Here is a 17,096-nt window from a genome sequence, read left to right as displayed (position 1 = left end):
TCGCTCAAGAATATTGATGTTTTGATTGTGTAGCTCTTGCAGTCACGTCCCTTTTTGATACACTCGAATCCCTTTTGATTTTTTAACGCACCGAGGCAAAGTGACATGAAAGTAGGTCTGGTCGGTTGGCGCGGGATGGTGGGTTCCGTCCTTATGCAACGTATGGTTGAAGAGAATGATTTTGCTCATTTTGAGCCATTCTATTTTTCTACCAGTAATGCGGGTGGTGAAGCTCCGGCATTTGGTGGTAAGACTGCCCCAGCACTTATGGATGCAACAGACATTAACAGTCTGAAGCAAATGGATGTCATTATTACCTGTCAAGGTGGCGATTATACCACTGAAGTTTTCCCGAAAATGAAAGCTGAAGGCTGGGATGGCTACTGGATTGATGCAGCATCTACCCTGCGTATGGATGATGAAGCAATCATCGTACTTGATCCGGTGAACATGCATGTGATCAAAGACGGTCTGGTCAAAGGTACCAAAACTTTCGTGGGCGGTAACTGTACCGTTTCTCTGATGTTGATGGGCTTAGGCGGTCTGTTCCAGAACAATCTGGTGGAATGGGCAACTTCAATGACTTATCAGGCAGCTTCGGGTGCTGGCGCGCAAAACATGCGTGAGCTGATTACTGGTATGGGTTATTTATATAACAATACCAAAGACTTGTTAGATGATCCACGTTCTCCAATTCTGGACATTGATTCTAAAATTGCTGAATTGCAACGTGGTGAAGGCTTCCCGTCTGCAAACTTCGGTGTACCTTTAGCAGGCTCTCTGATTCCATACATCGACAAGCAGCTGGAAAGTGGCCAGTCTAAAGAAGAATGGAAAGGTCAGGCTGAAACCAACAAGATCCTGGGTAACCAGCAGATCGTACCGATTGATGGCCACTGTGTACGTATCGGCGCAATGCGTTGTCACTCTCAGGCATTAACGCTGAAACTTCGCAAAGACGTTTCACTGGATGAGATCGAAGATATCATTGCAAATGCAAATGACTGGTCTAAAGTTGTGCCAAACACTCGTGAAGCATCAATGACTGATCTGACTCCTGTCGCAGTCACTGGTACATTAACTGTACCTGTTGGTCGTCTGCGTAAACTGAACATGGGTAAAGAATACCTAGGTGCATTCACAGTGGGTGACCAGTTACTTTGGGGTGCTGCAGAACCTTTACGCCGTATGCTGCGTATCTTGATTGATTATAAAAATTCTTAAGTTTCCGTCAGGAAATACAGCACAAAGCCGATCTTTATTGATCGGCTTTTTTGTGTAACTATTGCGTAAGTATTTTACAAAAAACAAACATCCCGTTAATCTATAATTTTCGCTATGCGATAATGACTGAGCTCACAGATGACTGTATATAACAAATTAAAGCTTGCCATTTTAGCCATTGTTGCTTCACAAAATATTTATGCGATTAATGTAGATCCGGTACAAATCCAGTCTGCACCTGGGGAATTGCTTTATGCGGAAATGAATTTCCGTCAATCAGATATTAACTTGCCCATTGAGGTAAGTTTAGCCTCGCCAGAAGACCTGATTTCTCTGGGTGCATCGCATCAGCCACCGGGTCATTTGAATTTTTTCACCCGTCGCAACAGTAATGGTACTGGGGTTATTACCATTACCTCCTCGCGCCCGGTCACTGATCGTGAATTAAATATCATTGTAAAAATCAAGGAAGGCAATGCAGCACGCCTACAGCATATCCGTACTGCATTAAGACCTAAAACTGATTTGTTACAGGCCAGCCTGAAACAGAATGAACAGCCACTCGCGCCTGTCGTAGTCGTGAGTGAAAAAGATATTGCCCTAAACTTACCGGTGAGTACGCGCTATACCAATGCTCAATCCAAGCCAGCCACCTCGTTTGGGGCAGAAAAACCGTTAGCCTTGCAAAACACAGCACCTCCTGCATTATCAGCCAGCTCTATCTCTAAAACCGCGATAGCTGCTGTGACCCATGAGCCGACATCGAGTATTGCAGCTCAAGTCACAAGCCCAACAAAACTTAATACTGAAACTGCGGTAGCAGCGACAAGTCATAGTTCACAGCAAGCTGGTACTGTAAACACTGCGCCAGTGAATACTCCATCCAAAGCAATCAACACGGCTGTAACTCAAGTAGATGTAACGCCAAACTTACAGGCTGCAGCGACAAAAGTTCAGGCTGAAACAAAACCAGCTGAAGTTGCAGTAGTCCCAACAAATAAAAATACAGCCTCAGCGCAAGCTTCTGCACCGACAAACACTGAAAACCAGATGGTGTCCAGTGATCCACTTGTCAAAAAATATGCAGAACAGCAGGCACGCAAGCAGGCGGCATCTACCACTGCACAGGACAAACCAAATTTAGCGGCTAAAACTCAGGCACAGCTGGCAGCCATCAAGCAAAGCACCTCAACCCAGGTCAAACCGACCTATGTGGTACAGTCAAATGAGTCGCTTTGGGGCATTGCCTCCAGGATTGCCAATGAACAGCAGCGTCCAGTGAGTGAGGTCATGCAGCAGATCAAGCGTGAAAATGAACATGCTTTTATTGGGGGTGATGCCAACCGCTTGCGTAAAGGTGTAGCGCTTAATTTAGCGACCATTCATACTGCGAAAACTCCGATACAGGCCGCAGCGACTAAGTCTGTTCAAGTACCCTCCAAACCTGCTGCAAAAACCAAATATCGTCTGAATGAGGCAGAAATGAGCCTGGTTGCCGAGAATCAGCGTGATTCCGGCCAGGTTTCTGCCAACTCAAACACAAAAGAAAATCGAACTTCGAAAGAGTTGTCATTAAAAGTTATGACAGCCCGTGAAAAAACCGTTAAATTAAAGAGAAACGTAACTGAACTAGAATTGGCACTCAATCAGAAGGATCACAGAATTCAATTATTAAATGCTCGTCTTGCCCAGCTGCAGCAGCAGCTTAAAGCACAACAGGCAGATAAAAAGCCAATTAATTAAAAAGTTACACATGACGATTTATTGGGATAGGCGAACTTAAGGACTCTATCCCCAAGGGGTAAAACATGCTGATTTATGTGATTCCATTAGTGATATTGATCATCGTATTAATTGTCGTAAAAAAACGACAAGATGCTCAAGAATCAGATAAAGCAAAAACTAAAACTGTAAAAGCGAAAAAACCTGGCGCTGCGTCAAAATCCACTTCACAAAGAACCAAAGTGGTCGAGCCAGCCGGAGTCGTTAAAAAATCAGCAACGCCTCTATCAGCAGAAACACGCAAGAAAATTGAAGGTCTGATTCAGGAACGTAATTTCTTTGCAGCTGAAGCTCAAATCAATCAGGCACTGAATCGCGATAATTCTCAACATGAGTTATATTTACTGCTACTCGACATTCATATCCTGCAAAAAGATGAATTTGCGATTTCACAGCTGATTAACCATGTTCGCTCTCTGGAACTGGAAGATATTCTGGCTCAGGCTGAGGTCAAAAAGCGTGGGTTTGAAAACTCTTCGGTCGCTGTTCAGGATACTATTGATTTCCCAAGTGCTCAGCCACAAACCCCTCCTGTACAGGAAAGCAAACCTTCTACAGATGCCTTTGCAGACCTGGTTGCCACTCCTGCTTCAAACGAACAGGCATTTGATGCATTACAACAGGAACTGCAACCAAGCAAACCAGCTGCTGTAGCGGAACCAGTACCTGATATCCAACCCTTAGAGTTCAACTTTGAACCGAAGATTCCAGCGGCTGAGCCAGTAAAAACGGAAGAAGCTTCGCCTGTATCAGATAATTCAGTTGAATTTGATCTTCAGATGAGTACTGCTGAAACCCAGACTGCTCCAACAGCAGCAACTGAGTCAGCACCGGTTCTGAATTTTAAGCTTGAGCTTGAACCATCTGTATCTTTAGAAACAGAATCAGCGCCTGCAACAACAGAAGAAATCCAGCCTTTAGATTTTTCTTTCTCTCTAGACACTCCAGCACCTGCTGCGGAAAAAACAGCCGAACCTGCGACTGAGTTTGATCTTTCTGGCCTTGATATTGCAACGCCTGCAACTGAAACGCCTGCTACGACTGAAACATCTGGACTAGATTTCAAACTTGATAATATCGAAGCTGTAAAAGAAGCTCCTGTTTCTACAGGGGTGAATTTTGAGATTCCGACAGCGCCAGTAAATACAGCAACCGATCAACATGATCCATTGGTGCAGTCTTTCCCGGAGCTGATGGAAGTTAATGAAGCGAACCTTAACCTGGAGCTGGCACAGCAATATATCCAGTTAGGCGCTTATGCAGCTGCCCGTGAAGTCATTGCTGAACGTGAAGCTGAATATACAGCAGCACAACGTCAGCAAGCCGATCAGTTGCTGAATCAAATCGCATCTTAATCAATTTCCCTTTACACTAAAGCAGTCACATTTGGCTGCTTTTTTTATGATGAAAGATATTGCACTGATTTATATGGGCGGCACCTTTGGCTGTGTCGGTGACCCGCTCTCCCCTATGTCTGCCGATTTATTTATTCCAAAACTGGAACAGCTGCTTGCTACGGATCAACCGTTGATTCAGTATTACTGCGCTCCTGTGATTAAGGACAGTAGTGCCTGTACTGCTACAGACTGGTTAGAACTGGTGCAATTTATCCAAAATCTGCAATCTGAACAGCAGATACAACATTTTGTGATTATTCACGGGACAGATACTCTGAGCTATGCCAGTGCAGTATTGGCACATTTTATGGGGAATTCAGCTCATATTGTGCTGACTGGCAGCCAGTATCCCCTCCTGAATGCTGAAGGCGATGCGCAACGCGAATTTAGCGATGCCATGGACAATCTGAGCTTTGCGCTCGCTTCGGTAACTCAGTGTAATGCAAATGTTTATCTAGCTTTTCATCAGCAACTGATTCATGCTCAAACTGCCTTAAAGCAGCATACCACTGAGCTGAATGCCTTTACTGGTCTGGACGCTCATATCGCTATTCGGGCCAACCAGCAAAGTTGTCAGGTTACGGCAGACGATATTACCAAAGCTCCAGATTTTAACTGCATGAGCTTGATGATGCAGCCGATTGATTTAGTCCAACAGTTCAATAATCTGAAAAATATTTTAGCCCATCCGCCACACTTCCTATTCCTGCAAGGTTTTGGAACCGGCAATCTGGCCGTCAATCCAGAGATCGTAGATTTCATCAATCAGCTCTATGCCAAAGGCTGTATCTCGGTCTTAACTACTCAAGTGCCTTTTGGTGCCACCGATCAGCGTTATGCCATTGCTGAATGGGTGCATGATTGCAAAATTCTGCTCAATGAAAGTTATGGCCATGCTGATCTTTATGCAAAAGCCCTAAAAATGTATTTACAATATGACACGGTAGAGCAATGGCATGCCCATTGGTACGATTAGTCAGGTTTTGAGGTCATTATGCAGCGTTTTGCAGTGGGAATTGAGTTTTGTGGAACGAATTATCGAGGTTGGCAGACTCAACAGCCGGGCGTAATCAGTGTTCAGGAAACCATCGAGAAGGTACTCAGCAAAATTGCCGATAAACCGATTATTCTGCATGGTGCAGGCCGAACCGATGCCGGCGTGCATGCGACGAATATGGTTGCACATTTTGATACCCATGCCTTGCGTTCTGAACGAGGCTGGTTAATGGGCTCAAATAGCCAGTTACCTAAGGATATCTCGATCCAATGGATCAAGGAGATGGATAATGGCTTCCATGCACGCTTTAAAGCACAGGCACGCCGTTATCGCTATATTGTCTATAACCATCCGGTACGCCCTGCCTTGCTGCATAAACAGGTCACGCATATTTACTATCCACTTGATGTCAAAAAGATGATTGAGGCAGCTGCAAAGTTTGAAGGCACGCATAACTTTGAAAGTTTCCGTGCAGCAGCCTGCCAGTCCAATCAGCCGGTACGTCATGTACGTCATTGCCGCCTGATCCAGCATGGGCCTTATCTGATTCTAGATATTCAGGCGGATGGCTTCCTGCATCATATGGTACGCAATATCATGGGCTGTTTACTGGAAATCGGTCAAGGCATGTATGAGGTTGACCATATTGACCATATTTTTGCAGCAGAAGATCGTAAAGCAGCCGGAGTTACCGCACCACCGGACGGTCTGTATTTTATTCAGGCTGAATATCCAGAGCATTTTGACTTACCCAAAATACCTTTGGGTCCATATTGGTTGAATATGCCGGAATAAGCTAATTATTTTTAATTTTTAAATCCCTCCTAACCTCCCTTTAAAAAGGGAGGAACTCTCCTCCTGAGCAAAGCTTAAGCACTGCTTTAAGCTGAAGCGCAAGAAAGGAGGGACTTAGGATGGTAATTAACGCTGCTTCCGCTTCCGATATTCCACTGGTGTTTCATTGGTCCAGCGTTTAAAGGCACGGTAGAAGGTACTCGGTTCCGAGAATCCAGTCAGATAAACAATACGCTCAACACTTTCATTGGTACTCGCTAATAAACGTTTAGCCAGACGACAGCGATAATCGGACAGAATCTGCTGGAAACTAGTATTAGCCTCACTGAGCTGAGTACGTAAACGACGTGGAGTAATATTCAGTTGAGCGGCTACAGTTTCCAAAGTCGTTTCACCGCTTTCTAAAGTAGAACCGATTGCACGACGCACTTCCCCGACTAAATCGTAACGAGCCAGTTCCTGTAATTTTTCAATCGCCAGCTGTTCATGTAGCTGCAACAGTTCCGGTTCTGCCTGCCAAAGTGGAAAATCCAGAATACTTGGATCAAAATACAAACGGGTTTCTTTCTGCCCCAAACTTACCGGACATTCATAAACCCGGAAATATTCTTCATCTGCCGCGCCTTTGGAAAAATTAAAATCGATATAGATCGGTTCAAAACGGCCTTCAGTAATAAATTTAAAGAAACGCAACACACCTGACATCGCACATTCGGTAAAGTGACGATTGACCAGACTTTCAGCAAAAGGCTGTTCACCATTGGTCAGATAGCAGCGATCATCTTCGACCACCAGCTTGGCATGAAAGGCATCACTGATCAGACGCTGATAAGCCAGTGCACGTTTCAAGCCTTCACCAAAATTCTCTGATGAAATAAACAGATGCTCAATCACCTGTCCGCGATAGAGTGGCAAATGTTCACCCAGATGCAATCCGATATCCGGGTCCTTACTGACCTCTTCTGCGGCAACCCAGAAGGCATACTGAGCACTAAGCGGAGTACGGTCATTGGTCTCCACCTGATTTAAAGCGACTCCTGCTTTCGTCAGAAGTTCTTCTGTTGGCAAACCTGCACGACGAATCGCCTGATAGCCTAAACGCAATACGACTGATGCATCCGTTAGCTGACTCACTCAAAAACCTTCCTTGTATGTACTTCATTTATACTTAAAAAGATTGAAATTAGATTAACTGTGATTGACCAAACTGACAACAGATACCATACGCTTTTTAGTTAAAAAAGTTTAAACTCATACTTCGCTTATTTTACTGACAGATGATCAGTCTAACGCCCATTACACCTTGTGTTTTGCGAAAAAATTGACTATAATTTGCGCCTTTCCAATTTATTCATTCAGGTAGGCTATGGCCAATAAAGAGGAACTCATCGAGTTCGAAGGCGTTGTCACCGAGACGCTTCCTAATACTATGTTCCGTGTACGTTTAGAAAACGGTCACGAAGTAATTGCCCATATTTCTGGTAAAATGCGTAAACACTATATTCGTATTTTGACTGGCGATAGCGTGAAGGTCGAAATGACTCCTTATGATTTGACTAAGGGTCGTATCACATACCGTGCGCGCTAAGTTTTAGCGGAAGCAAAAGCCACTCATCCAGTGGCTTTTTTATTGCCTTTTCTTTTATATCAATTCCCCTGCACATTCCCTATACTGCATTCGAAGACAATCATTTCTATTTTTCCTCTAATAAAAACAGTGAATCATTCATGCAAAAAATCTTGTTTTCTCTGATCCTAGGAATCAGCCTGAGTGCCTGCGCCACTACCAATTCGACAAAATCACGACAACTAGATCAGCAACTACAGCAATATATCGGCCAATCTGCAGAGTCAATTCGCAAGGATCTGGATTTAACTGCACTCGGTTTTAAGACCTCAAAAGCACCTGTACAAACGGAAAACGTCTGAGTTATACCGTACTTCGCACCATTTAACTTCCGTTGGGAACACCCGCCATTCAGCAAAGTGTCAGTATAGGTGCCCCTGTACGACTCGCAACTGCACCCGGCCCGGGTTATCAGGTTGAAATGCCTTGTCAGATTCATTTACAGCTAGAACAAGGGACTGCCCAATCCGTGCAATATAGCGGACGTGCCTGTTAATACTCATTTTTGCTTTTTATTCATTTTGAAGTGAATATAAGAACATTCTAAGTTGTCTTGGATTTGATGGCTACAGCTAACATCTAACTGCCTGATTATTGTTGTCTTACCTAATAATAAATTACAACAGTTCCTCTCACACTTTGCTACTACACTGTTTTTAAGCGTTCCTTGAGTAGGAGTGATGTGATGTTGTTAAGCAAAGGGACTCCTCTGGTATTGGGCTTGAGCATCCTGTTGCTCGGTCTGTCAGGGTGTGCACAGACACCCACGATCAGCCAGGCCGACCGTGAAGCTTATTTACAGCAATTTATTGGCCAGAGCAGCCAGTATATTGATCGCAATTTAGATTTGAAACGTTTGGGTTATCAGCAAATCAGTGAACCTGAGCTCAGCTCCCAACAGCTCAGCTATGTCGTAGAACGTCCTGTGACCGTGCCCTTACCGATTGCCCAATTTCCGGCAGCAGGTACAGGCACAGTTCCGGTTCCAGTCACTGTGAGTCCTGCATCAGGGTATGATGTGAATTTGCAATGCAAGATTACCTTTTTGCTTAAAGACAATATTGCAACTTCTCTCAGCCTTACGGGTCGAACCTGTTAATCAAAATCAGTCATAAAAAAACGCAGCTCAAGGCTGCGTTTTTTACGTAGAAATACTGAGTAACTTAATTCAATGCAGTCACAACTGCCTGACCCATTTCCACCGTACCCACTTTAGTCATGCCTTCAGACATGATGTCAGCCGTACGCAGACCTTGGTCTAAAACATTACCTACCGCATCTTCAATAGCTTTTGCAGCCGCTTCTTCACGGAAGGTATAACGCAGCATCATGGCTACAGACAGAATGGTTGCCAATGGGTTTGCCAGGTTTTGACCTGCGATATCTGGTGCAGAACCATGGCAAGGTTCGTACATCCCTTTACCATTTTCATCCAATGAAGCTGATGGCAACATACCGATTGAACCAGTCAGCATTGCAGCTTCATCAGACAGGATGTCACCGAACAGGTTTGAAGTCACAATCACATCAAACTGCTTAGGCGCACGTACTAATTGCATCGCAGCATTGTCTACATACATATGAGACAAGTTAATGTCTGGATATTGCTCTTCTTTCAGTGCAGTCACGGTTTGTTTCCAAAGCTCAGTCACTTCAAGCACGTTGGCTTTATCGACTGAACATACTTTACCGTCACGCAGGCCAGCAAGTTCGAACGCAACTTTGGCAATACGCTTGATTTCAGATTCTGCATAAACGTCAGTGTTAAAACCTTGTTTTTCGCCATTTTCCAGTTCACGGATCCCGCGTGGCTGACCGAAGTAAATACCGCCGGTCAATTCACGTACGATCAAGATATCCAGACCAGAGACAATTTCCGGTTTCAAGCTAGAGGCATCAGCCAATTGTGGATAAAGAATCGCTGGACGTAAGTTCGCAAACAGATTCAACTCACTACGTAGTTTTAACAGGCCACGTTCTGGACGGATTGAACGCTCAATCGTATCCCATTTTGGACCGCCTACAGCGCCGAGCAGAATTGCATCTGCTTTTTTCGCCTGTTCAGAGGTTACCTCTGGATAAGGTGAACCGTGTGCATCAATCGCAGCACCACCTAAAAGACCTTGTTCCCATGTTAAACCCAGATTGAATTTTTCATTAACTCGTGTAAGCACCTGTTCTGCGGCTTTTACAATCTCAGGGCCAATACCGTCACCAGCTAAAATCAAAATTTGTTTAGACATGAGCTTTTCCATTTATAAGGTCAGGCATCCACCTGACTAGGTTAAATTTTTTTTTCTACAAACTCTGCAATGCCATTGATGACATTATAGGGTTTGCAAAAACGACGAATCACTTTCTGCTCTTGCAACAGGTCCACACACAATGGATCAGGTGCAGAGGCATTTAATAAACTGGTGCTACGTGCATTTCGGTCACGGAACATTTTCAAGGTATAGCGTTTATTCGCCTTAAACTGCTGGAACAGATGCAAGGTCTCAGCCTTATCCTTGCTAATCGGATAGAAACGCACCACCAGTTCATGCTGCCCTTCCGGCACAGATAAATAAATCGGATTATCCTGTTTCAGGTTTTTGGCCTGCAAACGAACCAGACGCTGATCTAGCGCTTCTGGGCTGATTCGCTTGGTGGACTCATCCACAATCATGGTCCGATCTAAACGTTCAAACTGACAATCCGGTGTGCCTGCACAATAAATCAAAGCATTGGATTTGCTTTCTGCATCTTCTTTGGCATGTTTAAGTTTGAAGGTATCAATGCTCTGACACGCGGTCATCAGCACTGATACTGCACTTAGAGCAAGCCACTGTTTCCAATACGTTGCCATGATGTCTGTATTAACCTATCAAAAAAATTAATAATCTTCTGATATTAGCAAGGCCTTCGCAGTCATGCCATGACAATTTTTGCTGTTTTATGAATGAATTTCAGCAAATACCCATGGGCGTGATTGTTTGGTTTTTTCTTCGTAGGCACGAATATCATCTGCCGCCTGCAAAGTTAAGCCAATATCATCCAAACCATTTAACAAACAATGCTTACGGAATGGGTCCACTTCAAACTTGAAGCTTTCGCCATTTGGTGTACGAACTTCCTGCGCTTCCAGATCAATCGTTAACTGATAACCTTCAGCTGCTGCACATTCCTTGAATAACTGATCAACCGTTTCTTCCGGCAAGATCACCGGCAACATGCCATTTTTAAAACAGTTATTAAAGAAAATATCAGCAAAGCTTGGCGCAATCACAGTACGGAAACCGTATTCATTCAAGGCCCAGGGCGCATGCTCACGGCTTGAACCGCAACCAAAGTTAGCACGTGAAATTAAGATCGATGCACCTTGATAACGTGGCTGGTTTAATACGAAGTCCGGGTTAATCGGACGAACCGAGTTGTCCTGACCTGGATAACCTTCATCCAAATAACGCAATTCATCAAACAGGTTTTCACCGAAACCGGTACGTTTGATCGATTTCAAAAACTGTTTTGGAATAATTAAATCTGTATCGACATTGGCACGGTCTAAGGGTGCAACAATACCTTGTTCAACGGTATAAGCTTTCATATTTCTGCTCCTGCGTACCAATTAAAATGAACGGACATCAACAAAGTGACCGGCAATCGCTGCAGCAGCAGCCATGGCTGGGCTTACCAAATGGGTACGACCGCCATTACCCTGACGACCTTCAAAGTTACGGTTTGAAGTTGAGGCACAATGCTCGCCTGGCTGCAATTTGTCAGCATTCATTGCCAAGCACATAGAACAACCTGGTTCACGCCATTCAAAACCAGCTTCGATAAAGACTTTGTCCAAACCTTCAGATTCTGCCTGCTGTTTCACCAAACCCGAACCCGGAACGATCATGGCCTGTTTAATGCTAGAAGCCACTTTACGACCTTTGATCACTTCAGCCGCAGCACGAATATCTTCGATACGTGAATTGGTGCAGGAACCGATGAATACACGGTCTAACTGAATATCTGCTAAAGCCTGACCTGCAGTTAAGCCCATATATTGATAAGCACGGTTCCAGTCATTGCGCTGTACATCATCTTTGGCCTGTTGCAAAGTTGGAACCGCTTGAGACACCGGAATCACCATCTCAGGAGAAGTCCCCCAAGAGACTTGTGGTTCAATCTCTTCACCTTGCAACACCACAACTGTATCGAAGTGCGCGCCTTCATCAGAATGCAAGGTATTCCAGTACGCAACCGCCTGATCCCATTGCTCGCCTTTCGGTGCATATGGACGGTCTTTGACATACTCAATGGTTTTTTCATCGACTGCGACCATACCGACACGTGCACCCGCTTCAATTGCCATGTTACATACGGTCATACGGCCTTCGATCGACATGTCACGGAATACCTGGCCACCAAACTCAATCGCGTGACTTGTACCGCCCGCAGTTCCGATTTTACCGATAATGGCTAAAACCACATCTTTCGGTGTTACGCCCTGACCCAATTTACCGTCAACGCGTACCAACATATTTTTCATTTTCTTTTGAACCAAGCATTGGGTCGCCAATACATGTTCAACTTCTGATGTCCCAATCCCGTGTGCCAAGCAGCCAAATGCACCATGTGTCGCGGTATGTGAATCACCACATACAACGGTCATACCTGGCAAAGTTAAGCCCTGTTCAGGACCTACAACGTGCGCGATCCCTTGACGAATATCGTTAATATCAAATTCAACAATATCGAACGTCTTACAGTTGTCATCCAAGGTTTGTACCTGGATACGTGAAGTATCATCTTCAATCCCAGCCACGCCCTGCTCACGCTCTTTTTTAGAGGTCGGTACGTTATGGTCAGGTGTTGCGATGTTGGCACTTAAACGCCATGGCTTACGGCCAGCAAGTTGCAAGCCTTCAAAGGCTTGTGGTGAAGTCACTTCATGCAATAAATGACGGTCGATATAAAGTAGAGCTGAACCATCATCTCGTTGTTTTACTAAATGATCATCCCATAACTTATCGTATAATGTTTTTGCTGTTTGGGTCTCGCCTGCCATGTCGATGTGCTCCACTGGACTGGGTAAATTCTTTCGCTAATTTTGATTATATCGCTGCATTCACATAAATCTAATTTATCATTTTTATTAGTTAAAAAACTTTTTGGAATCTTTTAAAACTTAAATTAAATCATAGTTTAGCTCTCTTTTTATAAATCTAATTTTCCGATCGTTTTATTAAAAATATTCGTTTTTACAAATTAAATGAGAATTATTATTATTTCCTCATCGGCACAAATTATCTGTTTTGAGGAAGATCCACATGGCACATATTCAACGTTTCGTAGAAAACAATCAGCGCATGTTCAAAAAGACATTTAGCTATTACATCATGCACATCACCGTTGCGATGTTAGTGGGCTATTTTGTCACAGGCAGTTTAACCATGGCGATTGCCTTGAGTTTATTAGAACCGACTGTACAGGCGGTTGCTTTCTTCTTCCACGAGAAAATCTGGGAAGCAAAACGCCAGCAACAGGATGAGGAAATCACCGCATAATTTTTTGTCGATCTTCCTCTTTTAGCCACCTACCCTCGGTGGCTTTTTTTATGACATAAAATAAAACATTTAAAAATGTGTATTAATTCAACATTAAACCAAGAGTTCTATATTTTTACTTTGATTTATTCTTAAATTATTACAATAATAAACTTAAGCATAAAAAAACTTTATAGGTGATCAAGATGAATCTCGCAGCTTTTGAAGCCTTTGTAAAAGTCATGGAAACAGGTTCGATTTCTCTGGCTGCAGATCAGCTTTTTATTACCCAACCGGCTGTGACCAAACGTATTCACAGTCTGGAAGAATATTTCGGGGTGAAATTATTTGAATCTGCGGGCCGTGGTGTACAGGCTACTCATGCGGCACATTCCCTGCTGCCTAAGGTAAAAAACTGGCTGAACGAGCTGGGTGATATTCACTATACCCTGAGTCATGAACAGGGTCAGGTACAAGGTAAACTGAAAATTGGCACCAGTCATCATATTGGCCTGCATCACTTACCGAGCCATCTGCGTGAATATGTACAGCAATATCCAAATGTGACGCTAGATGTACATTTTGTAGATTCAGAACAGGCACATGAACAGGTGATGGCGGGTGATCTGGAACTGGCTTTCCTGACCTTGCCACCGCATGGTGATGAACGTCTGAAATATGTCACCATCTGGAATGATCCTCTGGTTTTTGTGGTAGCGCCGTTCCATCCGCTGGCTCAGCAAAAAAACCTGTCTCTTGAAGATCTTGTGAATTACCCGAGCCTTCTACCTTCTGCGCAGACCTATACCACGCAGATTACTATGGCCGAGTTTGAAAAACAGGGTATCAAGCCGAAAACGACCATGAGCAATAACCCGCTTGAATCCATCCGGATGCTGGTTTCGATTGGTTTAGGCTGGTCAGTCTTACCCAAAACCCTGGTCAATCATGACCTGCAAGAACTGGATCTGAATCTGGAAATGAACCGTCAGCTCGGTATGGTCTGGCATCCGGGTCGTACTCAATCCAAGGCAGCTGAAGCATTGGTTCAACTGATGCAAGGCCCGTCAATTTAAAACTAATTTTCACATTTCTCTGCTGCATCAATATCGGTGCAGCATTTTGTTACCTAAATACATCGCATCTGTCACTTCCTTTCAAGTACTTTTAAAAGCATCAAATTCATTTTCCTGAAGATGAAAAATTAAAACGTACTCAAGGAAGCACAGAATGCAGATCAAATCTTCTGATTCCAAAACTTTATTATCTTCTTCTCATGACCTGCTCGAAGAAATGGGTTTATGGAAACCGCTTAAACCAACGCTACAGCCTACTCCCAACCTTGATTTTGAAGATGAACCGACGACGCGTGCCGTATTACGTAATTATTTTCTAAATACCTTTGACACCTATGAGCAACTGTTTGACTGTCTGAAGAATGAAGAAGCCTTTTATGTCAAACCGATTGCCTTACGTCATCCACTGATCTTTTATTTTGGTCATACTGCCACTTTTTTTATCAATAAGCTGTTGCTGGCTCAACTGATTCCGGAACGTTTAAATCCGCATATGGAAAGCATATTTGCGATTGGTGTAGATGAAATGAGCTGGGATGATCTGGATGAACAGAACTATCACTGGCCTAGCATTCAAGCGGTACGTGATTACCGGCATCAGGTATGTGCCCTGGTCTTGAAAGTGATAGAACATGCGCCGCTACAACTTCCACTAAACTGGCACAATCCCTGGTGGACCATCATCATGGGCATTGAGCATGAACGGATTCATCTGGAAACGTCTTCGGTTTTAATCCGCCAGCATCAGTTACGTTATGTACAAAATCATCCGCAGTGGCGTGCCAATGTCATTACCGGTATTGCACCTGAAAATAGTCTGGTAAAGGTACCGGCAGGTCAGGTCAATTTACATAAAAATTTCGAACATGCTTTTTATGGCTGGGACAATGAATACGGCCACCATCATGCCGAAATTGAAGAATTCGAAGCCTCTAAATATCTGGTATCCAATCAGGAGTTTTTAGCCTTTGTGGAAGCAGAGGGTTATCAGACAGCTAACTACTGGACTGAAGAAGGCCAGCAATGGTTGGCATTTTCTCAAGCCACACATCCTACCTTCTGGATCAAAACTGAACTGGGTTGGTCCTTAAGACTGATGCTGGAAGAAGTTCCGATGCCTTGGGACTGGCCAGTCGAAGTGAATTATCATGAAGCCAAGGCTTTCTGTAACTGGAAATCAGTACAGACCGGAGAGTCCATTCGCCTGCCAACTGAAGATGAATGGTATCGACTGTATGCAGTTTCAGGACTGGATCCTAAATTACCAAGTCCTGAGCAAGCCAATATTGAATTAAAATATGGCCCTAGCTCTTGTCCGGTGGATCATTTTCAGCATGGCGATTTTTATGATGTTCAGGGCAATGTCTGGCAATGGACCGAGACCCCGATTTATCCTTTCGAAGGCTTTCAAGTCCATCCCTTCTATGATGATTTTAGTACCCCTACCTTCGATGGCCAACATCATCTGATTAAAGGCGGTTCCTGGATTTCGGCCGGTAATGAAGCCCTGCACAGTTCACGCTATGCATTCCGGCGACATTTTTTCCAGCATGCCGGTTTTCGCTATGTTGCCGCGGAAGAGACATCACTGCAGTTTCACTCGCAATATGAAAGCGATCAGCTGATTTCCCAATATCTGGAATTCCAGTATGGGGCGGAATATTTCGGTGTTCCAAACTTTGCACAAAGCCTCATCAAACTAGCCCGTCCTTATTTTCAGAACATTCCATGCCATAAAGCACTGGATATCGGGTGTGCGACTGGACGTGCCAGCTTTGAACTGGCTCAAGATTTTGATCAGGTCACCGGTCTAGATTTTTCTGCCCGTTTTATTCAGCAAGGCGTAGTACTGGCCCAAGGAGAGACCCTGCGCTATAGCATTCCTGTTGAGGGCGAACTGGTGGAATATAAATCCTGCTCACTGGCAGAACTTGGACTTGAGCAGGCTGCCAATAAGGTCGAGTTTTATCAGGCCGATGCCTGCAACCTGAAACCTCAGTTTACAGATTATGATTTTATTCTGGCAGCTAACCTGATTGATCGTCTGCATCATCCTAAAGCTTTTCTGAGTGAGATTCATAAGCGCCTGAATATGGGCGGCATTTTGATGCTGGCCTCGCCTTATACCTGGCTGGAAGAACATACAGCACGCAGTGAATGGATCGGCGGATTTAAGCAGGCAGGAGAAAACCTGAGTACCTTAGAGGGCATCAAGGCTTTACTTAGTTCACATTTTGAAATGCTAGACGAACCTGTGGATGTGCCTTTTGTGATTCGGGAAACAGCGCGTAAATATCAACATACCCTGTCCCAAGTAACTTTATGGAAACGAACACAGTAATACCCAAATGAAAAAGCCAATCAACTGATTGGCTTTTTGTTCACTACTCAATTCCGCTAGTGGCATCCTCGTGCAGAGATTCATTGAGCTGATCTACCACAATGGCCCATTCTCCATCTGAAGCAATTTTTTCAGCCAGGAACTGGCGCTGCGCATCTGACCAGTACGGCGCCTCCATCAGGTTTACATCTTTGGGTAATTGATGCTCATGAATAAATTGGGCAATCCCTTCTGCACTTGAATCCAGACCTAACTGTGCAAATAGATGAGTCATACGCGGTCTAACTTGGGTCATTTTCATTACCTCGGCGCTTGCTATCGTTATTGTCGACTTGCTT

The 17,096-nt window shown here is 44.2% G+C and carries 18 protein-coding genes; 12 read left to right on the top strand and 6 right to left on the bottom strand.

The window, feature by feature from the left end; translation table 11 throughout:
* Positions 1-105: 105 nt before the first annotated feature.
* The 5 genes from asd to truA all read left to right on the top strand — a co-directional run bounded on the left by asd (position 106) and on the right by truA (position 6,195).
* Positions 106-1,224 (top strand): aspartate-semialdehyde dehydrogenase, encoded by a 1,119-nt coding sequence (gene asd / locus B3J29_RS11820; protein ID WP_034169859.1) that lies wholly within the window; start codon positions 106-108, stop codon positions 1,222-1,224.
* 138 nt (positions 1,225-1,362) lie between these two features.
* A complete protein-coding gene (locus B3J29_RS11815) occupies positions 1,363-2,967 on the top strand; it encodes a hypothetical protein (RefSeq protein WP_034169858.1) in 1,605 nt (534 codons plus the stop codon).
* Positions 2,968-3,032: 65 nt separating this feature from the next.
* Complete coding sequence (locus tag B3J29_RS11810) at positions 3,033-4,361, top strand: fimbrial protein FimV (protein ID WP_286965609.1); 1,329 nt, start codon at positions 3,033-3,035, stop codon at positions 4,359-4,361.
* 46 nt (positions 4,362-4,407) lie between these two features.
* A complete protein-coding gene (locus B3J29_RS11805) occupies positions 4,408-5,379 on the top strand; it encodes an asparaginase domain-containing protein (RefSeq protein ID WP_034169948.1) in 972 nt (323 codons plus the stop codon).
* A gap of 18 nt (positions 5,380-5,397) precedes the next feature.
* Positions 5,398-6,195: a tRNA pseudouridine(38-40) synthase TruA gene (gene truA, locus B3J29_RS11800; RefSeq protein WP_005232340.1), complete on the top strand. Its 798-nt coding sequence runs from the start codon at positions 5,398-5,400 to the stop codon at positions 6,193-6,195.
* A gap of 126 nt (positions 6,196-6,321) precedes the next feature.
* Here truA and B3J29_RS11795 read toward each other — a convergent pair whose 3' ends face one another.
* Complete coding sequence (locus tag B3J29_RS11795; RefSeq protein ID WP_004781856.1) at positions 6,322-7,329, bottom strand: AraC family transcriptional regulator; 1,008 nt, start codon at positions 7,327-7,329, stop codon at positions 6,322-6,324.
* Between the two features lie 232 nt (positions 7,330-7,561).
* Between B3J29_RS11795 and infA the strand changes: the two genes are divergently transcribed.
* The 4 genes from infA to B3J29_RS11775 all read left to right on the top strand — a co-directional run bounded on the left by infA (position 7,562) and on the right by B3J29_RS11775 (position 8,921).
* Positions 7,562-7,783 (top strand): translation initiation factor IF-1, encoded by a 222-nt coding sequence (gene infA, locus B3J29_RS11790; protein ID WP_001284370.1) that lies wholly within the window; start codon positions 7,562-7,564, stop codon positions 7,781-7,783.
* Positions 7,784-7,923: 140 nt separating this feature from the next.
* Positions 7,924-8,124: a hypothetical protein gene (locus tag B3J29_RS11785; RefSeq protein WP_005232343.1), complete on the top strand. Its 201-nt coding sequence runs from the start codon at positions 7,924-7,926 to the stop codon at positions 8,122-8,124.
* A 32-nt stretch (positions 8,125-8,156) separates the two neighbouring features.
* Positions 8,157-8,318, top strand: coding sequence for a hypothetical protein (locus tag B3J29_RS11780; RefSeq protein ID WP_158651681.1), 162 nt, complete (start codon positions 8,157-8,159; stop codon positions 8,316-8,318).
* Positions 8,319-8,507: 189 nt separating this feature from the next.
* On the top strand, positions 8,508-8,921 hold the full coding sequence (locus tag B3J29_RS11775; RefSeq protein ID WP_286965606.1) for a hypothetical protein: 414 nt from the start codon (positions 8,508-8,510) through the stop codon (positions 8,919-8,921).
* Positions 8,922-8,985: 64 nt separating this feature from the next.
* Here B3J29_RS11775 and leuB read toward each other — a convergent pair whose 3' ends face one another.
* From leuB to leuC, 4 genes are all read right to left on the bottom strand, one after another.
* Positions 8,986-10,065, bottom strand: coding sequence for a 3-isopropylmalate dehydrogenase (leuB, locus tag B3J29_RS11770; RefSeq protein ID WP_005232348.1), 1,080 nt, complete (start codon positions 10,063-10,065; stop codon positions 8,986-8,988).
* 41 nt (positions 10,066-10,106) lie between these two features.
* Positions 10,107-10,670: a hypothetical protein gene (locus B3J29_RS11765; protein ID WP_005232350.1), complete on the bottom strand. Its 564-nt coding sequence runs from the start codon at positions 10,668-10,670 to the stop codon at positions 10,107-10,109.
* 87 nt (positions 10,671-10,757) lie between these two features.
* Complete coding sequence (leuD, locus tag B3J29_RS11760) at positions 10,758-11,408, bottom strand: 3-isopropylmalate dehydratase small subunit (RefSeq protein ID WP_005232352.1); 651 nt, start codon at positions 11,406-11,408, stop codon at positions 10,758-10,760.
* 21 nt (positions 11,409-11,429) lie between these two features.
* Positions 11,430-12,863, bottom strand: a complete 1,434-nt coding sequence (gene leuC, locus B3J29_RS11755) for a 3-isopropylmalate dehydratase large subunit (protein WP_286965603.1) — start codon at positions 12,861-12,863, stop codon at positions 11,430-11,432.
* A 262-nt stretch (positions 12,864-13,125) separates the two neighbouring features.
* Here leuC and B3J29_RS11750 point away from each other — a divergent pair, with 262 nt between their 5' ends.
* The 3 genes from B3J29_RS11750 (at position 13,126) to ovoA (ending at position 16,758) form a co-directional block, all read left to right on the top strand.
* Positions 13,126-13,362, top strand: a complete 237-nt coding sequence (locus B3J29_RS11750) for a DUF2061 domain-containing protein (protein WP_005232356.1) — start codon at positions 13,126-13,128, stop codon at positions 13,360-13,362.
* Between the two features lie 185 nt (positions 13,363-13,547).
* Complete coding sequence (locus tag B3J29_RS11745; protein ID WP_005232358.1) at positions 13,548-14,417, top strand: LysR family transcriptional regulator; 870 nt, start codon at positions 13,548-13,550, stop codon at positions 14,415-14,417.
* Between the two features lie 217 nt (positions 14,418-14,634).
* Complete coding sequence (gene ovoA / locus B3J29_RS11740; protein ID WP_286965699.1) at positions 14,635-16,758, top strand: 5-histidylcysteine sulfoxide synthase; 2,124 nt, start codon at positions 14,635-14,637, stop codon at positions 16,756-16,758.
* A 43-nt stretch (positions 16,759-16,801) separates the two neighbouring features.
* Here the strand turns inward: ovoA and B3J29_RS11735 are convergent, their stop codons facing one another.
* Positions 16,802-17,053 carry a DUF2789 domain-containing protein gene (locus tag B3J29_RS11735; protein WP_005232362.1) on the bottom strand — a complete coding sequence of 84 codons (252 nt, stop codon included), beginning with the start codon at positions 17,051-17,053 and terminating at the stop codon, positions 16,802-16,804.
* Positions 17,054-17,096: the final 43 nt, after the last annotated feature.

The organism is Acinetobacter sp. UBA5984 (genome assembly GCF_002429925.1).
Classification (GTDB): domain Bacteria; phylum Pseudomonadota; class Gammaproteobacteria; order Pseudomonadales; family Moraxellaceae; genus Acinetobacter; species Acinetobacter variabilis.
This window is presented reverse-complemented; position numbering and strand designations above follow the sequence as displayed.

Coding starts and splice junctions, on each gene's coding strand:
- leuB (WP_005232348.1), bottom strand. CDS start 10,065: ATGTCTAAACAAATTTTGATTTTAGCTGGTGACGGTATTGGCCCTGAG.
- B3J29_RS11810 (WP_286965609.1), top strand. CDS start 3,033: ATGCTGATTTATGTGATTCCATTAGTGATATTGATCATCGTATTAATT.
- leuD (WP_005232352.1), bottom strand. CDS start 11,408: ATGAAAGCTTATACCGTTGAACAAGGTATTGTTGCACCCTTAGACCGT.
- B3J29_RS11815 (WP_034169858.1), top strand. CDS start 1,363: ATGACTGTATATAACAAATTAAAGCTTGCCATTTTAGCCATTGTTGCT.
- B3J29_RS11765 (WP_005232350.1), bottom strand. CDS start 10,670: ATGGCAACGTATTGGAAACAGTGGCTTGCTCTAAGTGCAGTATCAGTG.
- B3J29_RS11785 (WP_005232343.1), top strand. CDS start 7,924: ATGCAAAAAATCTTGTTTTCTCTGATCCTAGGAATCAGCCTGAGTGCC.
- B3J29_RS11775 (WP_286965606.1), top strand. CDS start 8,508: ATGTTGTTAAGCAAAGGGACTCCTCTGGTATTGGGCTTGAGCATCCTG.
- truA (WP_005232340.1), top strand. CDS start 5,398: ATGCAGCGTTTTGCAGTGGGAATTGAGTTTTGTGGAACGAATTATCGA.
- B3J29_RS11735 (WP_005232362.1), bottom strand. CDS start 17,053: ATGACCCAAGTTAGACCGCGTATGACTCATCTATTTGCACAGTTAGGT.
- B3J29_RS11745 (WP_005232358.1), top strand. CDS start 13,548: ATGAATCTCGCAGCTTTTGAAGCCTTTGTAAAAGTCATGGAAACAGGT.
- B3J29_RS11805 (WP_034169948.1), top strand. CDS start 4,408: ATGATGAAAGATATTGCACTGATTTATATGGGCGGCACCTTTGGCTGT.
- ovoA (WP_286965699.1), top strand. CDS start 14,635: ATGGGTTTATGGAAACCGCTTAAACCAACGCTACAGCCTACTCCCAAC.
- asd (WP_034169859.1), top strand. CDS start 106: ATGAAAGTAGGTCTGGTCGGTTGGCGCGGGATGGTGGGTTCCGTCCTT.
- infA (WP_001284370.1), top strand. CDS start 7,562: ATGGCCAATAAAGAGGAACTCATCGAGTTCGAAGGCGTTGTCACCGAG.
- leuC (WP_286965603.1), bottom strand. CDS start 12,863: ATGGCAGGCGAGACCCAAACAGCAAAAACATTATACGATAAGTTATGG.
- B3J29_RS11750 (WP_005232356.1), top strand. CDS start 13,126: ATGGCACATATTCAACGTTTCGTAGAAAACAATCAGCGCATGTTCAAA.